Source organism: Vreelandella lionensis (genome assembly GCF_044543515.1).
Lineage (GTDB): Bacteria > Pseudomonadota > Gammaproteobacteria > Pseudomonadales > Halomonadaceae > Vreelandella > Vreelandella lionensis.
Genome location: NZ_JBITWC010000001.1, coordinates 32,897 through 48,895, shown reverse-complemented (window position 1 = coordinate 48,895; position 15,999 = coordinate 32,897). Strand labels below are relative to the sequence as shown.

The window sequence follows — 15,999 nt, the reverse complement described above, 5'->3', positions numbered from 1 at the left end:
GCATGACTCCGAAATTATAGGCTGTTTTTTTATAAGCGCAGTGAGCGCAGTGTCCGCCCGCCAGTATGCGCTAAGCAGCTTTTATAGGGCAAGTGTCTGTCTTCCCTTGCCCTTTTTAGGCTTTAAAACGGCGATAGGTTTTAAAGCGGCGTAAGCTTGGCAAACCCGAGCACGAGCCACTTCACGCCGTTACCGTCGAAGCTTACCTGCACGCGAGCACGGGCACCTTCGCCCTCGGCGTTGAGAATAATCCCCTCACCAAATACCGGGTGCTCGACCCGCTGGCCGACATGCAGTGCGGGCAGCTCGCCGTCGCTCTCGATACTGGTTTGGGCGAAGCTCTGCCGCGATGCGGTCACCGGGCGGGAGATATGGCCCCTTAGGCGTACTTCTTCCAGCAGGTGGGGCGGCAGTTCGCGCAGAAAGCGCGACGGACGTGGAAACACCTCTTTGCCATGCAGGCGGCGGGTTTCCGCGTGGGTCAGGTAGAGCTTCTGCATGGCGCGGGTAACGCCCACATAGCAAAGCCTGCGCTCCTCCTCGAGCCGCCCAGGCTCCTCCACCGACATCTTATGCGGGAACAGCCCCTCCTCCACACCGGCGATAAATACCACCGGAAACTCTAGCCCTTTCGCCGAGTGCAGCGTCATCAGCTGCACGCTGTCTTCGAACTCTTCGGCTTCGTGGTCGCCTGCGTTGAGGGCGGCTTCTGATAAAAATGCTTCCAGCGCCGCCATGCCTTCGCCCGCTTCCGGGGTTTCAAAGGCGTCGCCATGGGTGAAGGCGCGCGCGGCGGTGACCAGCTCTTCCAAGTTTTCGACCCGCGCCTGGCCTTTCTCGCCACGCTCGCTTTTGTGGTGCTCGATCAACCCGGTTTGCGCGGTGACATGGTCAATAATTTCATGCAGCGGTAACCCGGCGGCGTCGTTATCGAGTTGCTCGATCAGGTTGGCGAAGGCTTGCACGGCGTTGCCCGCCCGGCCTCTTAAGGTACCGTCCTGAATCGCGTCGTGGAGCGCCTGCCAGAGCGAAACGCCCTGTTCCCGTGCGCGGTGGCGGACGATTTCCACCGTGCGGGTGCCAATGCCTCGGGTGGGCACGTTGATGACGCGTTCAAGGGAGGCGTCGTCGTCCCGGTTGAGCAGCAGGCGAAGGTAGGCCAGGGCGTTTTTGATCTCCAGCCGCTCATAAAAGCGGTGGCCGCCGTAGATGCGGTAGGGCATCCCCTGGCGAATCAGCGTCTCTTCCAGCAGCCGCGACTGGGCGTTAGAGCGGTAAAGAATGGCCACATCACGGCGCTTAAAGCCCTCGTCGACCTTCTCTTTAATGGTGTCGACGATATAGCGGGCTTCTTCCAGGTCGTTAAACCCGGCGTATACCGAGATCGGGTCGCCCTCGATGCCATCGGTCCAGAGGTTTTTACCCAGCCGCTCGCTGTTATGGCTAATCAGCGTGTTAGCGGCTTCCAAGATCGCGCTGGTAGAGCGGTAGTTCTGCTCCAAACGCACCGTATGGGTATCGGTAAACTCCTCCTCAAAGCGGCGAATATTCTCCACTTTGGCGCCACGCCAGCCGTAAATCGACTGGTCGTCATCGCCCACCGCCGTCATCGGCGTTTGCTGGCCGGTGAGCAGTTTCAACCATGCGTACTGCAGGGTGTTGGTATCTTGGAACTCGTCTACCAGCACATGCCCAAAGCGCTCGCGGTAGTGGTTCAGCAACGGCGGGTTATCGCGCAGAAGCTCCAGGCTGCGCAGCAGCAGCTCGCCAAAATCCACCAGCCCGCCGCGTTCACAGGTGAGCTGGTAGCGCTCGTACAGCTCGACCATTTGTGCCAAATAGCCATCACCGTTGACGTTGACCTGATGCGGGCGCAGCCCTTCCTCTTTGCAGCCAGATACAAACCCCTGCACCTGGCGGGGAGGGAAACGCTCGTCGTCAATGGCGTAATCTTTGAGCAGCCGTTTGATCAGCCGGAGCTGGTCGTCGGAGTCAATGATTTGAAAGTGTTGGGGCAAGCGGGCGTCTTGCCAGTGGGTGCGTAGCAGCCGGTGGGCAATGGAGTGGAACGTACCGACCCACACGTGGCGCATGGAAATACCCAGCAGCGCTTCTAAGCGCGTGCGCATTTCCCGTGCCGCTTTGTTGGTAAACGTGACCGCCAGCAGCGCATAAGGAGACAGCCCCTCGGCCTGCATCAGCCAGGCAATGCGGTGAACCAGCACGCGGGTTTTACCGGAGCCAGCCCCCGCCAGTACCAGTAGGTTGCCCTGGGGGGCGCTAACGGCCTCCCGTTGGGCGGGGTTGAGCTGATCAAGTATCGCCGTGACGTCGTCCATATAAGCCGCTGCCGGTTCGAAAATGGGCGGTCAGTTTAGCACAGCCCGCTCACTGGCTGGGTATACAGCGTGCGTCGCGTTGGCCCGCCGTTAGTGGTCGTCTGGGTAACGCAGCGTGGTCAGGCTCTTTTTCACCGCTTTAAGCTGCTCAGCGAGTTTGGGGCCTCGGGTTTTAGCGACACCAACGGCCAGCACGTCGATCAGCACCAAGTGCGCGATGCGCGAGCTGAGCGGCGTGTAAATCTCGGTATCTTCATGCACATCGATAAACAGCGGCAGGCTCACTTCATGGGCCAGCGGGGACTCGCTGGGGCACAGGCCAATCACCGTAGCCCCCGCTTCGCGGGCCAAGCGCACGCTGGCCACCAGCGCCTTGGTGCGCCCGGTTTGTGAAATCGCCACCACCACATCGCCCTCTTGCAGCGTCACCGCCGACATGTTCTGCATGTGCGGGTCGGCGTAGGCGGAGGTCGAGATCTGCAGGCGGAAGAACTTGTGCTGAGCATCGAACGCCACGGCACCGGAGGCACCAAAGCCGTAAAACTCCACCCGGTTGGCCATGGCCAGTGCATTCACTGCTCGCCCCAAGGCTTCATTGTCGAGCCGATCGCGTACCGACAGTAGTGTGCCGACGGTGGAGTCAAAAATGCTGTGAGAGAACTCCGCCACCGAGTCGCTATCGTTCATCGAGAACTGGGCGAACTGACTACCGCTGGCCAGCATCTGGGCGAGCTGAAGCTTGAAGTCCTGGAAACCGTTGCAGCCAAGGGCACGGCAAAAGCGCACCACGGTGGGCTCGCTCACCTTCGCCTCAGTGGCAAGGTCCACGATCCGCATATGGATCACTTCATCGGGGTTACGCAGCACGAACCGCGCTACCTTTTGTTCGGAGCGACGAAAATGCTCCATGCGGCGTCTCATTTCATCGAACAGGGCGCGGCTCACGTTCAGCTCCTTAAATTCTTGATCGTGCTTATGCAGCCTAGGTGGCCACAGTATGCCTGAGTGACGGGAAGAGGGCAGCGGGAATCACCCGTAATGGCTGCCGTTTAAAGGGCGTTAACCCCTTTCTTCAAGAATCGTCATCATTTTGTCAAGTAGGTTATAGTAAGAAGTGACGTGCCGCACTGCATCATTTAAAAATCAGTCGTCACGGATGCAGGTGGACGTAGGCAACTTCACCTGGAGGAGCGTCGATCATGAGAAACGTCGAACGAATGACCTCGGTAAAAAGCGAATTGCTCGACATATTCATGAGTATGGAGGTCGATGAGCATGCCCAACGTCGGCGCAGCGCCGCCCAGCGTAGCCTAAGGGCACGCAGAGGGATTGAGCTGCATCGGGAGTTTCAGAAACTATCGCGGGATATCGCTCCCATGCCGGACGATGACGAACCGCAAGAGAGCGAATTGCACTAAAAACAGCGTTTGATAGAACAGCCCCGCCAGCTAGCGGGGCCGTAACGGCTTAGAGTAAGCCTGTGACGAAGACAGCGATGACACCCGCGGGCGCTACATAGCGCGCGATGATGTTCCATACGCTTACGCCAGTGGCTGACAGCCCAAGCTCAGCCTCGACACTCTTGCGCTCTAAGCACCACGCAGCGAAGAGAATCGCGCCTAAACCGGTAAGCGGCAGCATGATTTTGCTGGTCAGCGTATCCAGTAGGTCGAACACGCCCATACCGAACATGAGCGGCTCGCTCCACACGTTGAAGGAGAGCAGAGCGGCAATACCCAGCGCCCAAGCCCCCACGCCGGCAACAATCGTCGCGACCACGCGAGACAACGGAGTGCGCTCTTCAATCAGCTCCACCACCGGCTCAAGCAGCGAAATGGCTGAGGTCAGAGCCGCAAAAGTGAGCAATAGGAAGAACATCAAACCGAGCAGAGAGCCGCCGTCCATATTGCCAAATGCTAAGGGCAGCGTAACAAAGATCAGCCCAGGGCCTGAGGCTAGGTCAAGGTTGTTTGCAAATACGATGGGGAAGATCGCAAGCCCCGCCCCGAGTGCGATCACCGTATCCATAATAATGACGGTACGGGCGGTTTGGAGCAGGTTGATCTCTTTGCCCAAGTAAGAGCCATACGCCATCATAATGCCCATACCCAGCGAAAGGGTGAAAAAGGCGTGCCCTAACGCTGCCAGGACTGTCTCTGCGCTTAGCTTGCTCCAATCCGGGTTAAACATATACTCCAGCGCTTGGCCAAAATGGCCGGTCGACATGCCATAGCCGATCAGCACAACCAGCAGTAGCGCCAACACCGGCATCAAGATGCGCACAGCGCCTTCCAGACCCTTCGTGACACCCTGAGCCACAATGCCAATCACCAAGAGCATAAAGGCAGAGTGGCCTAGCAACAGCAACCCAGGATTGCTGAGCATGCCGTTAAACAGCGCGCCGATGCCGTCGGCATCTTGACCACTGAAGGTGCCAGTGACGGAGTTAAGGGTGTAGTAGAGCGACCAGCCGCCGATCACGCTATAGAACGACAGAATTAAAAACGCCCCAATGATTCCGCTGATGCCAACCACGGCCCACATACTGGATTTATTGGCTTGGCGTGCCAGCTCGGACATCGTGCTCGCAGGGTTTTTCTGACCGCGCCGCCCGATAAGCCACTCAGAAACAAGAATGGGCAAGCCAATGAGCCCAATACAGAGCAGGTAAACAAATACGAAAGCAGCCCCGCCGCTTTCACCTACCATATAAGGGAACTTCCAAATATTCCCTAAGCCAACCGCTGAACCCGCTGCGGCTAGCACAAAGGTCATACGAGATGACCACTGTGCATGTGCAAGTTTTGCCATAAATCACCTGTGTTACGTTCAATTATAATGAGTCGTTATCGGCGCAGTGCGCCGATTTTCGGAAATAGAGAAATTGCCAGCGTACTTTTCCGAAAGAACGCGCAATTTATCCGATCATGGTAGGGCTTGCCAGTCAGCTCATCTAAAAAGACGGCTTAAAACAGCTGGCTCTGCTTTTCATCGGCAAAGGGTTCAAGCTCAGGCAGGGCGATGTGCTGTTGAAGGGTGTGGTACAGGTGGCGAGCCATCTCGGGGGACTCGCGGTTATCCGCTGTATGCACAAATAAGAAAGGGGTTTTCCCCTGACTTATCCACAGTTCTAGGCGCTCTATCCACGGAGCGAAATAGCGGGTATTGATGGCTTTGTCAATATGGCCGATGAAGCGAATAATCGGTTGCTCTGCCGTGGAGAGCACGTGTAACGGGAGTTTCGGTTTTTCCTGCTGAGCGTGAGCAAGGCCCGGATGGCCGTTGGCAGGGGTCGAGAACACCGGGCGTACATCCAGCATCACACGGTTGGCACCATAAGTTATCAACAATCGGTTGAGGGCTTTCTCTTCCTCACCCTTGTGGAAAAAAACAGGATGACGCACCTCGACAGCGCAGGGCAGCTGCGTTGGCCAGTGAGCGAGCAATGCTTCGAGTTTAGGTAGCTCTGAGGGGCCGAAATCACGCGGTAGTTGGACCATGGTTGGACCAAGCCGGTCATGTAGCGGCATCAGTGCCTCTAAAAACTCCCAGGCGGAGGCTAAGCTGCCAAGACGCTGGTCGTGCGTCACGCTGGCGGGCAGTTTAAAACAAAAGCGAAAATGGGCGGGTGCTTGGCGCGCCCAGGCAGCGATGGTATCGGGCTTAGGTGCGCCGCTGTAAAACGTCGTATTGCCCTCCACGCTGGAAAACACTGCCGCGTAATCACTGAGCAGGTCGGTTTTGGCTTGGCGCGGGTAGAGGCTGCCCTGCCAATCCTGATTGGCCCACATGGGCAAGCCCAGATAGAGCGGTAGCGGCGAGCGTGAGGCAGTCATCTAAGCGGTGGCCTTTGTCGAAACGTAGAATTGTCGAAACAGAAAAGCTTAGTGTAACCGTAACACCATGGGCTGTGGCGGGGGCTCAAGGCGTGTTAATGAAGATAACGGCCAAATTTATGCAATTTTCCCCGTCGCTGCAGCGCTACTATGGTAATCGTCATAACACTCACAAGATGACCAACAGGACGCCCCATGGATGCTGCTTATGTAAGCGCCGACGATATTCGCGATCAATTTTCCAAAGCGATGTCGGCGATGTATCAACAGGAAGTGCCGCAATATGGCACGCTGCTCTCGCTGGTGGAGAGCGTGAATCATGATGTGCTGGCCCAAGATGCCGCCTTAGCCCACACGCTCAAATCATCGGATGAGCTAGCGCGCCTTAGCGTTGAGCGCCATGGAGCGATCCGCGTTGGTTTGCCTGAAGAGCTGTCACTGCTACGGCGTATGTTTGCGGTGATGGGCATGCATCCCGTGGGGTATTACGACCTGGCTGCTGCCGGTGTACCGGTGCACTCCACGGCGTTTCGCCCGGTGGATGATGACGCCTTGAAGCGCAATCCCTTCCGCGTATTTACTTCCTTGTTACGTCTTGAACTCATCGAGAACCCTCAGCTGCGTGAGCAGGCCCGGGAAATTCTCTCTCGCCGTGAGATCGTCACGCCCGAGGCCCAGGCGCTAATCGCCCGCTGTGAAGAGCAAGGTGGCTTAAACGCAGCCGATGCCAAGGCGTTTGTTCAGGCCGCGCTGGATACGTTCCGCTGGCACCACGATGCGACGGTGGATCGCGCCACCTATGACCGTTTACACCAGGAGCATCGGCTCATTGCCGACGTGGTGAGCTTTAGAGGCCCGCATATCAACCATTTAACCCCGCGCACTTTGGATATTGATGCAGTACAGCAGCAGATGCCGAGTGTTGGCATCGACCCTAAGGCGGTGATTGAAGGCCCGCCCCGTCGCCGCTGCCCAATTCTACTGCGCCAAACCAGCTTCAAAGCGCTGGAAGAGACCATTACCTTTGCCGACAGCGTGGTGGGGCTCCATACCGCCCGCTTTGGTGAGATCGAGCAGCGTGGCGTTGCGCTCACCCAGAAAGGACGCGCGCTATACGACCGCCTGCTGGCCAAGTCGCAGCAGTTGCCTCCCACTAAAGATAACAGCGCTCATCAGGCGCAGCTGGCCGAGGTGTTCCAAGCATTCCCAGACGACCACGCCACGCTGCGTCGTGAAGGGCTCGCGTTCTTCCACTACCAAGCGGTGCCAGATACCAACGTATCGCTTCCCGCGCAGATCAACGCGGATACCCTTGAAGCACTCATCGAGCAAGGCGCGCTGACTTGCCAGCCAATGATTTATGAGGACTTTCTGCCGGTTAGCGCGGCGGGCATCTTCCAGTCGAACCTGGGCGGCGAGCAGCGCGACGAATACGCAAGCCAAGCCAACCAAGCCCAATTCGAACGTGACCTGGGGGCCTCCGTGATTGATGAGATTGCGCTGTATGCAAGCCGCCAGCAGGCATCACTGGATAAGGCGCTGGCAGCGCTTGGGGGAAGGTGTTAGAACGTGCTGACTAACACAAGACATGGTTAACCACATCACCGCAGGAGAGCGCTATGCAGCAGGGCAAAGTATTGGTGTTACATGGGCCTAATCTCAATTTATTAGGTACGCGTCAGCCAGAGATTTATGGCTATGACACACTGGACGATGTGAATAACCTGCTGCGCGAAAAAGCGGTAATGGCAGGCTGGGACATCACCTGCCTGCAAAGTAACCATGAAGGCGCGCTCATCGACGCCATCCACGCAGCGAGGGTGGATGGCACGCAGGCCATTATTATCAACCCGGCGGCCTACACCCATACCTCGGTGGCGATCCTCGATGCATTGAACGCCTTTGATGGCCAGGTCATCGAAGTCCATCTCTCCAACGTGCATAAGCGCGAGTCGTTTCGCCACCACTCCTATGTCTCGCTACGGGCCGATGGCGTGATTGCTGGCCTAGGCGTGCAGGGATATAAAGCGGCGCTAGAGGCGGTGATGGCTGCCTCCCATCAATAATATAACTCCCTTGTATCGTTAGCCCTTGCCGCACTTTTAACCGTGGCCCATCCTTCTCTCAGGGCAACTTAGCCCTTGGCGTTTCATTGGCTTGGTAAGGATGGGTGGGGTATGGCTAAATTTTTTCGGGAATTCCGCGAGTTTGCCGTTAAGGGCAATGTGATTGATATGGCGGTGGGTATCATCATTGGCGGGGCATTTACGCTGATTGTGCAAAGTCTCGTCAAGGACGTAATGAACCCGCTGATTGGCTTGCTGGTGGGTGGAATCGATTTTTCGAATCTGTTTGTTGTATTGCGGGAAGGCGTGGCGGGAGCGCCCTATGCCACCTTGGCGGAAGCTCAAGCGGCGGGGGCGGTGACGCTGAACGTGGGGCTGTTTATCAACGCGGTGGTGAGCTTCTCCATCGTCGCGTTCGTGGTGTTTTTGCTGGTGCGTACCATCAACCGCTTAAAGCGCGAAGAGGCGGTGGCACCGGCAGACCCGACCGAAAAGCCCTGCCCTTACTGTTTGATGGTGGTGCCGATCAAGGCCGTTCGCTGTGGTCACTGTACGTCTGAGCTACAGGCGGCGACCCCAGAGAAGCCTGCCGAGAGCGTGTAGCGAAGCGTCATAAAAAAGGGTGCCCGTGGGCACCCTTTTTGCGTTGCAGAAGGCGGTTACGCCGTCTTTTTCGCTGCTTTCTTATCGCTTTGCGTGCTGTCACTGGCATCGCTGGGTTGTGGCAGCGATGGCAGAGATTTGGCTAGCATATCAACACTGTGGCGATAGTAGAGCTGGCTCTTGTTGTGCTCGCCTAGGCTTGCGTAGAGGCGGGCAAGCTCGGCACACACTTCGCCATTGGGGCGCTGGCGCTGGCTGGCTTCAAAGTACTCCAGCGCTTTTTCCCACTGGCCCACACGCAGCGACAGGCGGCCACAGGCGAGCAGCAGCTCGGGGTCGTTGGGGCGCTCTTGTAGCCACTTTTCGGCCTTGGCGAGCTGGCGAGCGGCATCCACGTTGAGCAGGCCGTAGCGCTTCACTAAGCGGGCGTCCCAGTGGTTGTCCAGCGAGTGGTTCAGCAGACGCTCGGCAATCGGCTCTTCGTTGGCGTGCAGCAGTGCCTCGGTATAGAGCACGATCAGCTCGGTATTGCCGCGCAGGTAGTCGGGCATATCCGCCCACAGCCCGCGAACCCGTTCGATATTGGTGGGGTTCTTCGCTTCGAAGATGATCAGCTCGCGATACGCTTTGAGTTCCAGCTGTTCGCGCTCTTGCTGGGTAATCAGCCTCTGCGCAGCCAGGCGTGGAATTAGGCGGCGCAGGCCTTCCCAGTCGTTGACGCTCAGGTGTACCTGCTTCAAAAGCTTCAGTACCTGCGGGTGATTGGTGAGCTGCTTATCCAGGCGATTGAGAATTGCCAGAGCCTCTTCCGGCTGCTGACGGTCAATCATCAGCTGCGCCTGCATCAGGCCAATGGCGGTATCCGCGCCGTCGGTGGTCAGCTGGGCCTGGTTCAGATGCTCCTGGGACTTCTCGTGGTCGCCCTGATAGTGGGCTGCCAGCGCGGCCGATAGGTAGTTCACCAGCGGTGTGCTGGAGTCGTCGGCGGCGCGCACCAAGGTTTTCTCGGCTTTTTTCCAGCGGCCTTCGGTGAGTGCCACCAAACCACGCACGGTGCGTTTCATGGCGCGTCGGTTACGGGCGCGGCTGTTCCAGGTACGGAAGCGACCAACCGGGCGAATAATGCCGGTAAGCAGGCGCAGCGCGAAGTGCAGCACAATAAAGGCACCCAGCAGCAGCACCAGACCAAACCAGAACGAGGTTTGAACCGAGGTGTCACCAACGCGGATCAGCCAGTAGCCGGGCACCGACATCATCAGGTGCCCAAAGAGCGCGCCAACCGCGAGGCCCGCAACGATCAGCAGGATGAGTTTTCTCATGCATCACCTCCATCCTGACGGCGCGACTCGAAGCGGTTGTCGATGAAGCTGGCCAGCGCTTGTTGAGAGGCACTGATGTCCGGCAGCTCAGGCTGTACCTGAACCTGCTTCAGCTCTTGCAGACGGGCAATCACGCTCTGAGTCTCTTCACGCTCGGTATCGTAGTAGCCGTTCAGCAGTTCCAGGGCTTTGTCGATGCTCGCTTCATATAGCTCCGGCTCCTCTTTGAGCAGCGCTAACTGAGACTGCTCGAGAATCAGGCGCAGGCTCTGACGCAGGTAAGACTCTTGCTCAGGCGTGATTAGGGCTTCCAGCGCTTCATCGTGCTGACGAATCACCACGAGATCTTTCAGCTCTTCACCAAAGCGGGCTAGCTGACGCTGGAAAGTGCCGGTAGGTGGCTGTTCGATACCTGAGGTCACGGCGCGCTCTTCAATTTCTTGAGACAGGCGCAGGCCTGCCACGCGCTCTTGCTGGGCATTCAGGGCCAGGTAAATACCGGTACGGTCTACTTGGGGTACGGCGTCTAGCGCAGCGAGCTCGTTGGCAATCTCGCGACGCACGGGCGTCAGTGACGGGTTATCAGCATCGGCTAGGCGGGCATCGGCGGTACGCAGCAGCGCGGCGGCACCTTCCACATCGCCTTCTAACTGTAGGCGCTGATTAGCCAGGCGCAGCAGGTAGGCGGCTTCGGCGTGTAGCCAGTCGCGCTCGTCAGTGTCCTGCTCTTGGGAGAGCTGAGCCAGAACGTCGTCCAGCGTGCCGTTCACTTCGCTGCGGTAGCTATCCAGCTCGCTACGCAGTTCGCTCATGGTGCTGTCTAGCGCCTGGCCGCGCTCGGCTTCGCTCTCATCGATACGTGTTTCAAGGTCGCTAACGGCCTGCTGAGAAGCGCTATTCTGGGCTTGCTGCGCCAGCTCATCTAAACGCTGCTGCTGACTATCCAGGCGCTGCCAGCCTTGCCATGCTACCAGACCCAGGGCGAGTGCCAGGATAATCACCAGGGCAAGGGCTACGCCGCCACCTTTGCTGCTGCCGCCACCGGTAGAGGAGGGCGGAGTCGGCTTGCCTGGGCCTCCAGTAGCGGATGTACTGCCGCTTTTCGAGGAGGTGGACGCTGCAGGTGTTGCTGTGGCGGTCGGCTTGGTGTCTGCTGCCGTCGCTTTGGTATCTTTTGGGGCGTTGGCCTGCGCAGTGCTTGCCGTGCCGGACGTGGGTGCACTGGCATTTGAAGCGCTGGTAGTCGAAGCGCTTGAGCCACCTTTATTGCGGCGGCGCGAGCGGCTGTTCTTAGCCGCGTAAGAGGAGGAGGCGCTGCCAGCAGTCGACTCGCTTTTCGCCGATGATGCCGTAGTATCGCTCAATTGCGCGTTATCTTGGGATGCATCGGCAGACGTGTTGTTAACGCCTTCCTGCTCGTTTGGTTGTTTGCTCATCTGTCGCTAGCCCTTATTAAGTTCCTTGATCGACATCGGCACCCTATGGGTTGCAGGACCGATCCAACGCGGCCACCAGCGCAGCCGGCGTTGCTCCCGACGCCACCTTGAGGTCACAAAAACCCAGTTTACCGGCCAGTGTAGCTAAACGGTGACTGGAAACGATTAGCGGTTGGTTCAACGCTGCTGGACCACACCATTTTGCCAGATATTCAAGCAGTTCGCCGCTGGTGACGATCAGCGCCCGGTAGGCACCTGTGGCGAGGCGCTTTTGCATCGCTGGCGAAGGCGGCTGATAAACCCGCCGATAGACCGCCAGCCGGGTAATAGTGGCCCCGCGTGCCGCTAGAGTGTCGGCGATCAGCGTGCGGCCGCCTTCTCCTGCCACCAGCAGCACTCGTTGATGTGCTAGGTGGCGAAGCGACGCTAGCGAAAGCAGCGCTTCGCTGGTGTCTTCACCCTGCTGGGGCGGAGGAATACGTACCCGAACCCCAAGCTGATCGAACAGTATGCTGGCAGTGCCCCGTCCAACGCTATAGTAATCAATACCGATAGGTAGCTGCGGCCAGTAGCGATCCAGCGCCTCGCTTAAACAGTAAGCGGCAAAGGGGCTGACCACCACTATCTTATGGTACTGATCAATATCCAACCAGACTTGGCGCTGCGTAGCATCTTCAGGCAGCGCTTCCAGATGCATCACGTCAAGCGACTCCACCCAGCCTTCGCTTGCCCGCAGGGCATCAGCCAGCGCTTCGCCCCGCTCCCCTGGGCGGCAAATCAGTACCGGCTGGCTCATACGTTGCGGCCGTAAACCTCTGCCAAGATATCGCCAGCGCCTTGATCCAGCAGCTCTTCGGCAATACGAATGCCGAGCGCTTCCGGCTCATGGATAGAGCCACGGCCCTCGGCACGCAGTACCTCGGTGCCCTCTGGGTTGCCCACTAGCCCGCGCAGCCACAGGGTATCGTTGGCTTTATCCAGTACGGCGTGCCCGGCAATCGGCACTTGGCAGCCACCTTCCAGGCGCGTGTTCATGGCGCGCTCTGCTCGAACGCGAGTAGCGGTGTCCTGGTCGTCCAGCGGGGCAAGCAGCGTGATCAACTCGGGGTCGTGCAGGCGACACTCAATGCCCAGCGCCCCTTGACCGCAGGCGGGCAGGCAAATCTCAGGTGGCAGCGCCTGTGCAATACGGGCGTCGAGGCCTAAGCGCTGCAGGCCAGAGGTCGCCAGAATAATAGCGTCAAATTCACCATCGTCGAGCTTGCCAAGGCGAGTTTGTACATTGCCGCGTAGGTTGAGAATCTGTAGATCTGGGCGCGCTTCGCGCATCTGCAATCCGCGGCGCAGGCTGGCAGTGCCGATACGTGCGCCTTCGGGCAGTTCATCTATGCTGTTATAGTGATTGGACACAAACGCATCGGTGGGATCAGCACCTTCCAAAATCACCGAAAGCCCTAAGCCTTCCGGGAAGTGCATGGGCACATCTTTCATGGAGTGCACGGCAATATCGGCGCGTCCATCCAGCATGGCGTCTTCAAGCTCCTTGACGAATAGCCCTTTGCCACCAATTTTGGAGAGAGGCGTATCGAGAATTTTGTCGCCTTTGGTGGAGAGGGGGACAAGCTCAACTTCCAGACCGCTATGTGCCGCCATCAAGCGGTCGCGGACGTACTCGGCCTGCCACATGGCCAACTGACTTTTACGCGTGGCGATGCGCAATTTAGTGATGGATGACACCTGATTCTCCCTTTGCCGCTGACACGGCGCGTCGAACTGTGATAATTCTCATCATAAAGCACCCAGCCACACAGTAAAAATAACCGGCCGAATTTAGGGCCAGCGCTGAACGCGTTTAACGCCTGTTAGGAAATGCCATGCCCCCTGTTGAACCGCAAGGCAAGCTAGACCAATTTTTTCTGCTTTCGCAGGATTTGTTCTGCTGCATCGACTTTGCGGGCACGCTGCTCAGCATCAACCCAACCTTTGAGTCGCTACTGGGTTACCAAGCAGAAGCGCTGCTGGGTAGGCCCTGTGGTGTCGTGGTAGAGCCACGTGATCATCCCGTTATCGAAGCAGCGTTGGCAAGGGTATGCCGGGGTGAAAAAGTTAATGCCTTCGATATTTGTGCGTTAGCGGTAGATGGCAGGCGCGTTTGGTTGGAAGTGTCCGCTTCTGCCGGTGAGCAGGTGATTTATGTGATCGCCCGAGATATCTCTCGTCGCAAAGCGGTGGAAAAGCAGCTACGGCGCAATCAGCGGCTGTTCCGTATTGCCGGTGAGACAGCTCATATAGGCGGCTGGTATATGGATTTAGCGGTGGGGCTGCCGATCTGGTCGGAGGAGGTGTGCCGCCTTCACGATATGCCTGTTGGCCACCAGCCCACGCTGGAGGAGGCGATTGCTTTTTACACGCCAAGCTCTCGGTCGCGTATTCAAGCCGTGTTTACCAACTGCTGTGAGAAGGGGATAAGTTTTGACGAAGAGCTGGAGATTATTACCCAGCAGGGGCGACGGCGTTGGGTGCGAGTGATTGGCCGAGCGGTGCGCGATGAGCTAGGGAAAATTATTCAAGTTCAGGGCTCTACTCAGGATATTACCGAGCGCAAAGACACTGAACGGCAGTTGACGCTGCTGGAGCGCAGCGTGGAGTCCAGCACCAATGGCGTGGTCATTGTGGATGCTCAGCGTCCTGATCTGCCGATGGTGTATGTGAATGCGGCCTTTGAGCGCATCACCGGCTACTCGCGAGAGGCCGCGCTGGGCCGCAACTGCCGTTTTCTACAAGGAATCGACACGGACCCTGCGACCCTAGCGCAATTGCGCAAAGGCATCAAAGAGCAGCGCGATGTGCACGTGGTGATTCGCAACTATCGCCGTAACGGCGCGCCTTTCTGGAACGATCTTTATATCTCCCCGGTGCGCGATGAAGCTGACGTAGTCACTCATTTTATCGGTGCGCAAAACGATATTACCGCCCAACGAGAGTATCAGGCCCAGCTGAGCCATAACGCCAATCACGATGCGCTGACCGGGCTGCCCAACCGGCTGCTGCTGGACCAGCGCCTTGCCCAAGGTTGTTTGTTAGCCAGACGCTACCAGCGTTATTTAGCAGTGCTGTTCATTGATTTAGACGACTTTAAGCCAATCAATGACACCCTCGGCCATGAAGTGGGCGACTATATTTTGCTAGAGGTCGCCAAGCGCTTGGAGGAGGAGCTGCGCCCCTGGGACACCGTGGCCCGATTTGGCGGCGATGAGTTTATCGTACTGTTGCCGGATTTAGCCCACGAAGACGATGTATTACAGGTGGTCGAGCGGCTGCTGGCACGAGTTTCGGCACCTTACTGGTATCGCAGCAACGAGCTAAGAATTACTGCCAGTATTGGGATCGCCACCAACGATGGCACTATTCAAACGCCGCGTCAGCTCATTCAGCAGGCCGACCTTGCCATGTACAAGGCCAAACGCAGGGGGCGCAACACCTTTCAATGGTATACCGACGAACTTAACCGCAAGGTCACCGAGCGGGTGAATTTGCGCCATGCCCTGCAGCAGGCCATTGAGCAGGAGCAGTTTGAGCTCCATTACCAGCCGCAAATTCGCCATAGCGGGCGGGTCGCTGGGGTTGAAGCGCTGATCCGTTGGTACCACCCAGAGCGTGGCAACATCCCGCCAGGGCAGTTTATTCCTTTGGCCGAGGATACCGGGCAGATTATTCCCATCAGTGAGTGGGTGATGGAAACCGCCTGCCGCGATGCGGTGGTGCTCAATGCCGAAAGCGCGACCCCCATAACCATGGCGATTAACGTATCACCCATGCAGTTTCAGCGCCCAGGCTTTTTAGACTCCGTAAAGCAGGTGCTGGCGCGTAGTGGCTTGCCCCCCGCGCTATTAGAGCTGGAGCTGACCGAAGGTGTGTTAATGGATAGCGCCGAACACACCATTCAGGCCTTACAGGCCCTGCGCCAACTGGGCGTGCACATTGCTCTGGATGACTTTGGCACCGGTTTCTCAAGCCTTAGCTATCTAAAACGCCTACCCATCAATAAGCTGAAGGTTGACCGCTCGTTTGTGGGCGATGTGGCCGTTGATTCCCGTGACGCCGCTATTGTAGAGGGCGTTGTCACCATGGCAGATAAGTTGGGACTCGAGGTGTTAATTGAAGGCGTTGAAACCGCCGAGCAGTTTCACTTCCTGCGTACCCTGCAGTGCGACCATTTCCAAGGCTACTACTTTGCTCGTCCCATGGCCTTGAGTGCGCTGAAGGCATATTTGAAAACGCCGCTAGTAGTCGTTGCTAGCCAAGAATCTCCTACCTCGTTATAAACACTGCCATAAAACGGCATGCTGCTCTACGCAGTGACTCTGGTACACTTTCCGGTAACGACTCCATTAGTTTTG

Annotated in this window: 13 protein-coding genes; 5 read left to right on the top strand and 8 right to left on the bottom strand. The window is 57.7% G+C overall.

Going from position 1 to position 15,999, the window contains the following annotated elements; translation table 11 throughout:
• Positions 1-140: 140 nt before the first annotated feature.
• A complete protein-coding gene (gene uvrD, locus ACIGG6_RS00260; protein WP_399841086.1) occupies positions 141-2,339 on the bottom strand; it encodes a DNA helicase II in 2,199 nt (732 codons plus the stop codon).
• Positions 2,340-2,429: 90 nt separating this feature from the next.
• Positions 2,430-3,284, bottom strand: coding sequence for a transcriptional regulator HexR (gene hexR, locus ACIGG6_RS00255; protein ID WP_044629315.1), 855 nt, complete (start codon positions 3,282-3,284; stop codon positions 2,430-2,432).
• A 254-nt stretch (positions 3,285-3,538) separates the two neighbouring features.
• Here hexR and ACIGG6_RS00250 point away from each other — a divergent pair, with 254 nt between their 5' ends.
• Positions 3,539-3,757 carry a PA3496 family putative envelope integrity protein gene (locus tag ACIGG6_RS00250; RefSeq protein ID WP_044629316.1) on the top strand — a complete coding sequence of 73 codons (219 nt, stop codon included), beginning with the start codon at positions 3,539-3,541 and terminating at the stop codon, positions 3,755-3,757.
• A 49-nt stretch (positions 3,758-3,806) separates the two neighbouring features.
• Here the strand turns inward: ACIGG6_RS00250 and ACIGG6_RS00245 are convergent, their stop codons facing one another.
• Both ACIGG6_RS00245 and ACIGG6_RS00240 read right to left on the bottom strand, forming a co-directional pair.
• Positions 3,807-5,150, bottom strand: coding sequence for a sodium-dependent transporter (locus tag ACIGG6_RS00245; RefSeq protein WP_399841083.1), 1,344 nt, complete (start codon positions 5,148-5,150; stop codon positions 3,807-3,809).
• 155 nt (positions 5,151-5,305) lie between these two features.
• A complete protein-coding gene (locus tag ACIGG6_RS00240; protein ID WP_399841081.1) occupies positions 5,306-6,175 on the bottom strand; it encodes a DUF72 domain-containing protein in 870 nt (289 codons plus the stop codon).
• Between the two features lie 195 nt (positions 6,176-6,370).
• Here ACIGG6_RS00240 and hglS point away from each other — a divergent pair, with 195 nt between their 5' ends.
• The 3 genes from hglS (at position 6,371) to mscL (ending at position 8,844) form a co-directional block, all read left to right on the top strand.
• On the top strand, positions 6,371-7,741 hold the full coding sequence (hglS, locus tag ACIGG6_RS00235; protein ID WP_399841079.1) for a 2-oxoadipate dioxygenase/decarboxylase HglS: 1,371 nt from the start codon (positions 6,371-6,373) through the stop codon (positions 7,739-7,741).
• Positions 7,742-7,794: 53 nt separating this feature from the next.
• Positions 7,795-8,241 carry a type II 3-dehydroquinate dehydratase gene (aroQ, locus tag ACIGG6_RS00230; protein ID WP_253502857.1) on the top strand — a complete coding sequence of 149 codons (447 nt, stop codon included), beginning with the start codon at positions 7,795-7,797 and terminating at the stop codon, positions 8,239-8,241.
• 111 nt (positions 8,242-8,352) lie between these two features.
• Positions 8,353-8,844: a large conductance mechanosensitive channel protein MscL gene (gene mscL, locus ACIGG6_RS00225; protein WP_399841077.1), complete on the top strand. Its 492-nt coding sequence runs from the start codon at positions 8,353-8,355 to the stop codon at positions 8,842-8,844.
• Between the two features lie 56 nt (positions 8,845-8,900).
• On the opposite strand, the gene ACIGG6_RS00220 is transcribed toward mscL, so the two are convergent.
• Genes ACIGG6_RS00220 through hemC form a run of 4 tightly spaced genes read right to left on the bottom strand, consistent with a single transcriptional unit; the run spans position 8,901 to position 13,336 of the window.
• Positions 8,901-10,163: a heme biosynthesis HemY N-terminal domain-containing protein gene (locus tag ACIGG6_RS00220; protein WP_253502863.1), complete on the bottom strand. Its 1,263-nt coding sequence runs from the start codon at positions 10,161-10,163 to the stop codon at positions 8,901-8,903.
• Positions 10,160-11,599: a uroporphyrinogen-III C-methyltransferase gene (locus ACIGG6_RS00215; RefSeq protein ID WP_399841076.1), complete on the bottom strand. Its 1,440-nt coding sequence runs from the start codon at positions 11,597-11,599 to the stop codon at positions 10,160-10,162. The genes ACIGG6_RS00220 and ACIGG6_RS00215 overlap by 4 nt, the downstream gene beginning before the upstream one ends.
• Before the next feature lie 43 nt (positions 11,600-11,642).
• Entirely contained in the window at positions 11,643-12,395 is a 753-nt protein-coding gene (locus ACIGG6_RS00210) for a uroporphyrinogen-III synthase (protein ID WP_253502868.1), read from the bottom strand.
• Positions 12,392-13,336 carry a hydroxymethylbilane synthase gene (hemC, locus tag ACIGG6_RS00205; RefSeq protein ID WP_253502872.1) on the bottom strand — a complete coding sequence of 315 codons (945 nt, stop codon included), beginning with the start codon at positions 13,334-13,336 and terminating at the stop codon, positions 12,392-12,394. The genes ACIGG6_RS00210 and hemC overlap by 4 nt, the downstream gene beginning before the upstream one ends.
• A gap of 137 nt (positions 13,337-13,473) precedes the next feature.
• Here hemC and ACIGG6_RS00200 point away from each other — a divergent pair, with 137 nt between their 5' ends.
• Positions 13,474-15,924: a sensor domain-containing protein gene (locus tag ACIGG6_RS00200; RefSeq protein ID WP_399841073.1), complete on the top strand. Its 2,451-nt coding sequence runs from the start codon at positions 13,474-13,476 to the stop codon at positions 15,922-15,924.
• Positions 15,925-15,999 lie beyond the last annotated feature (75 nt).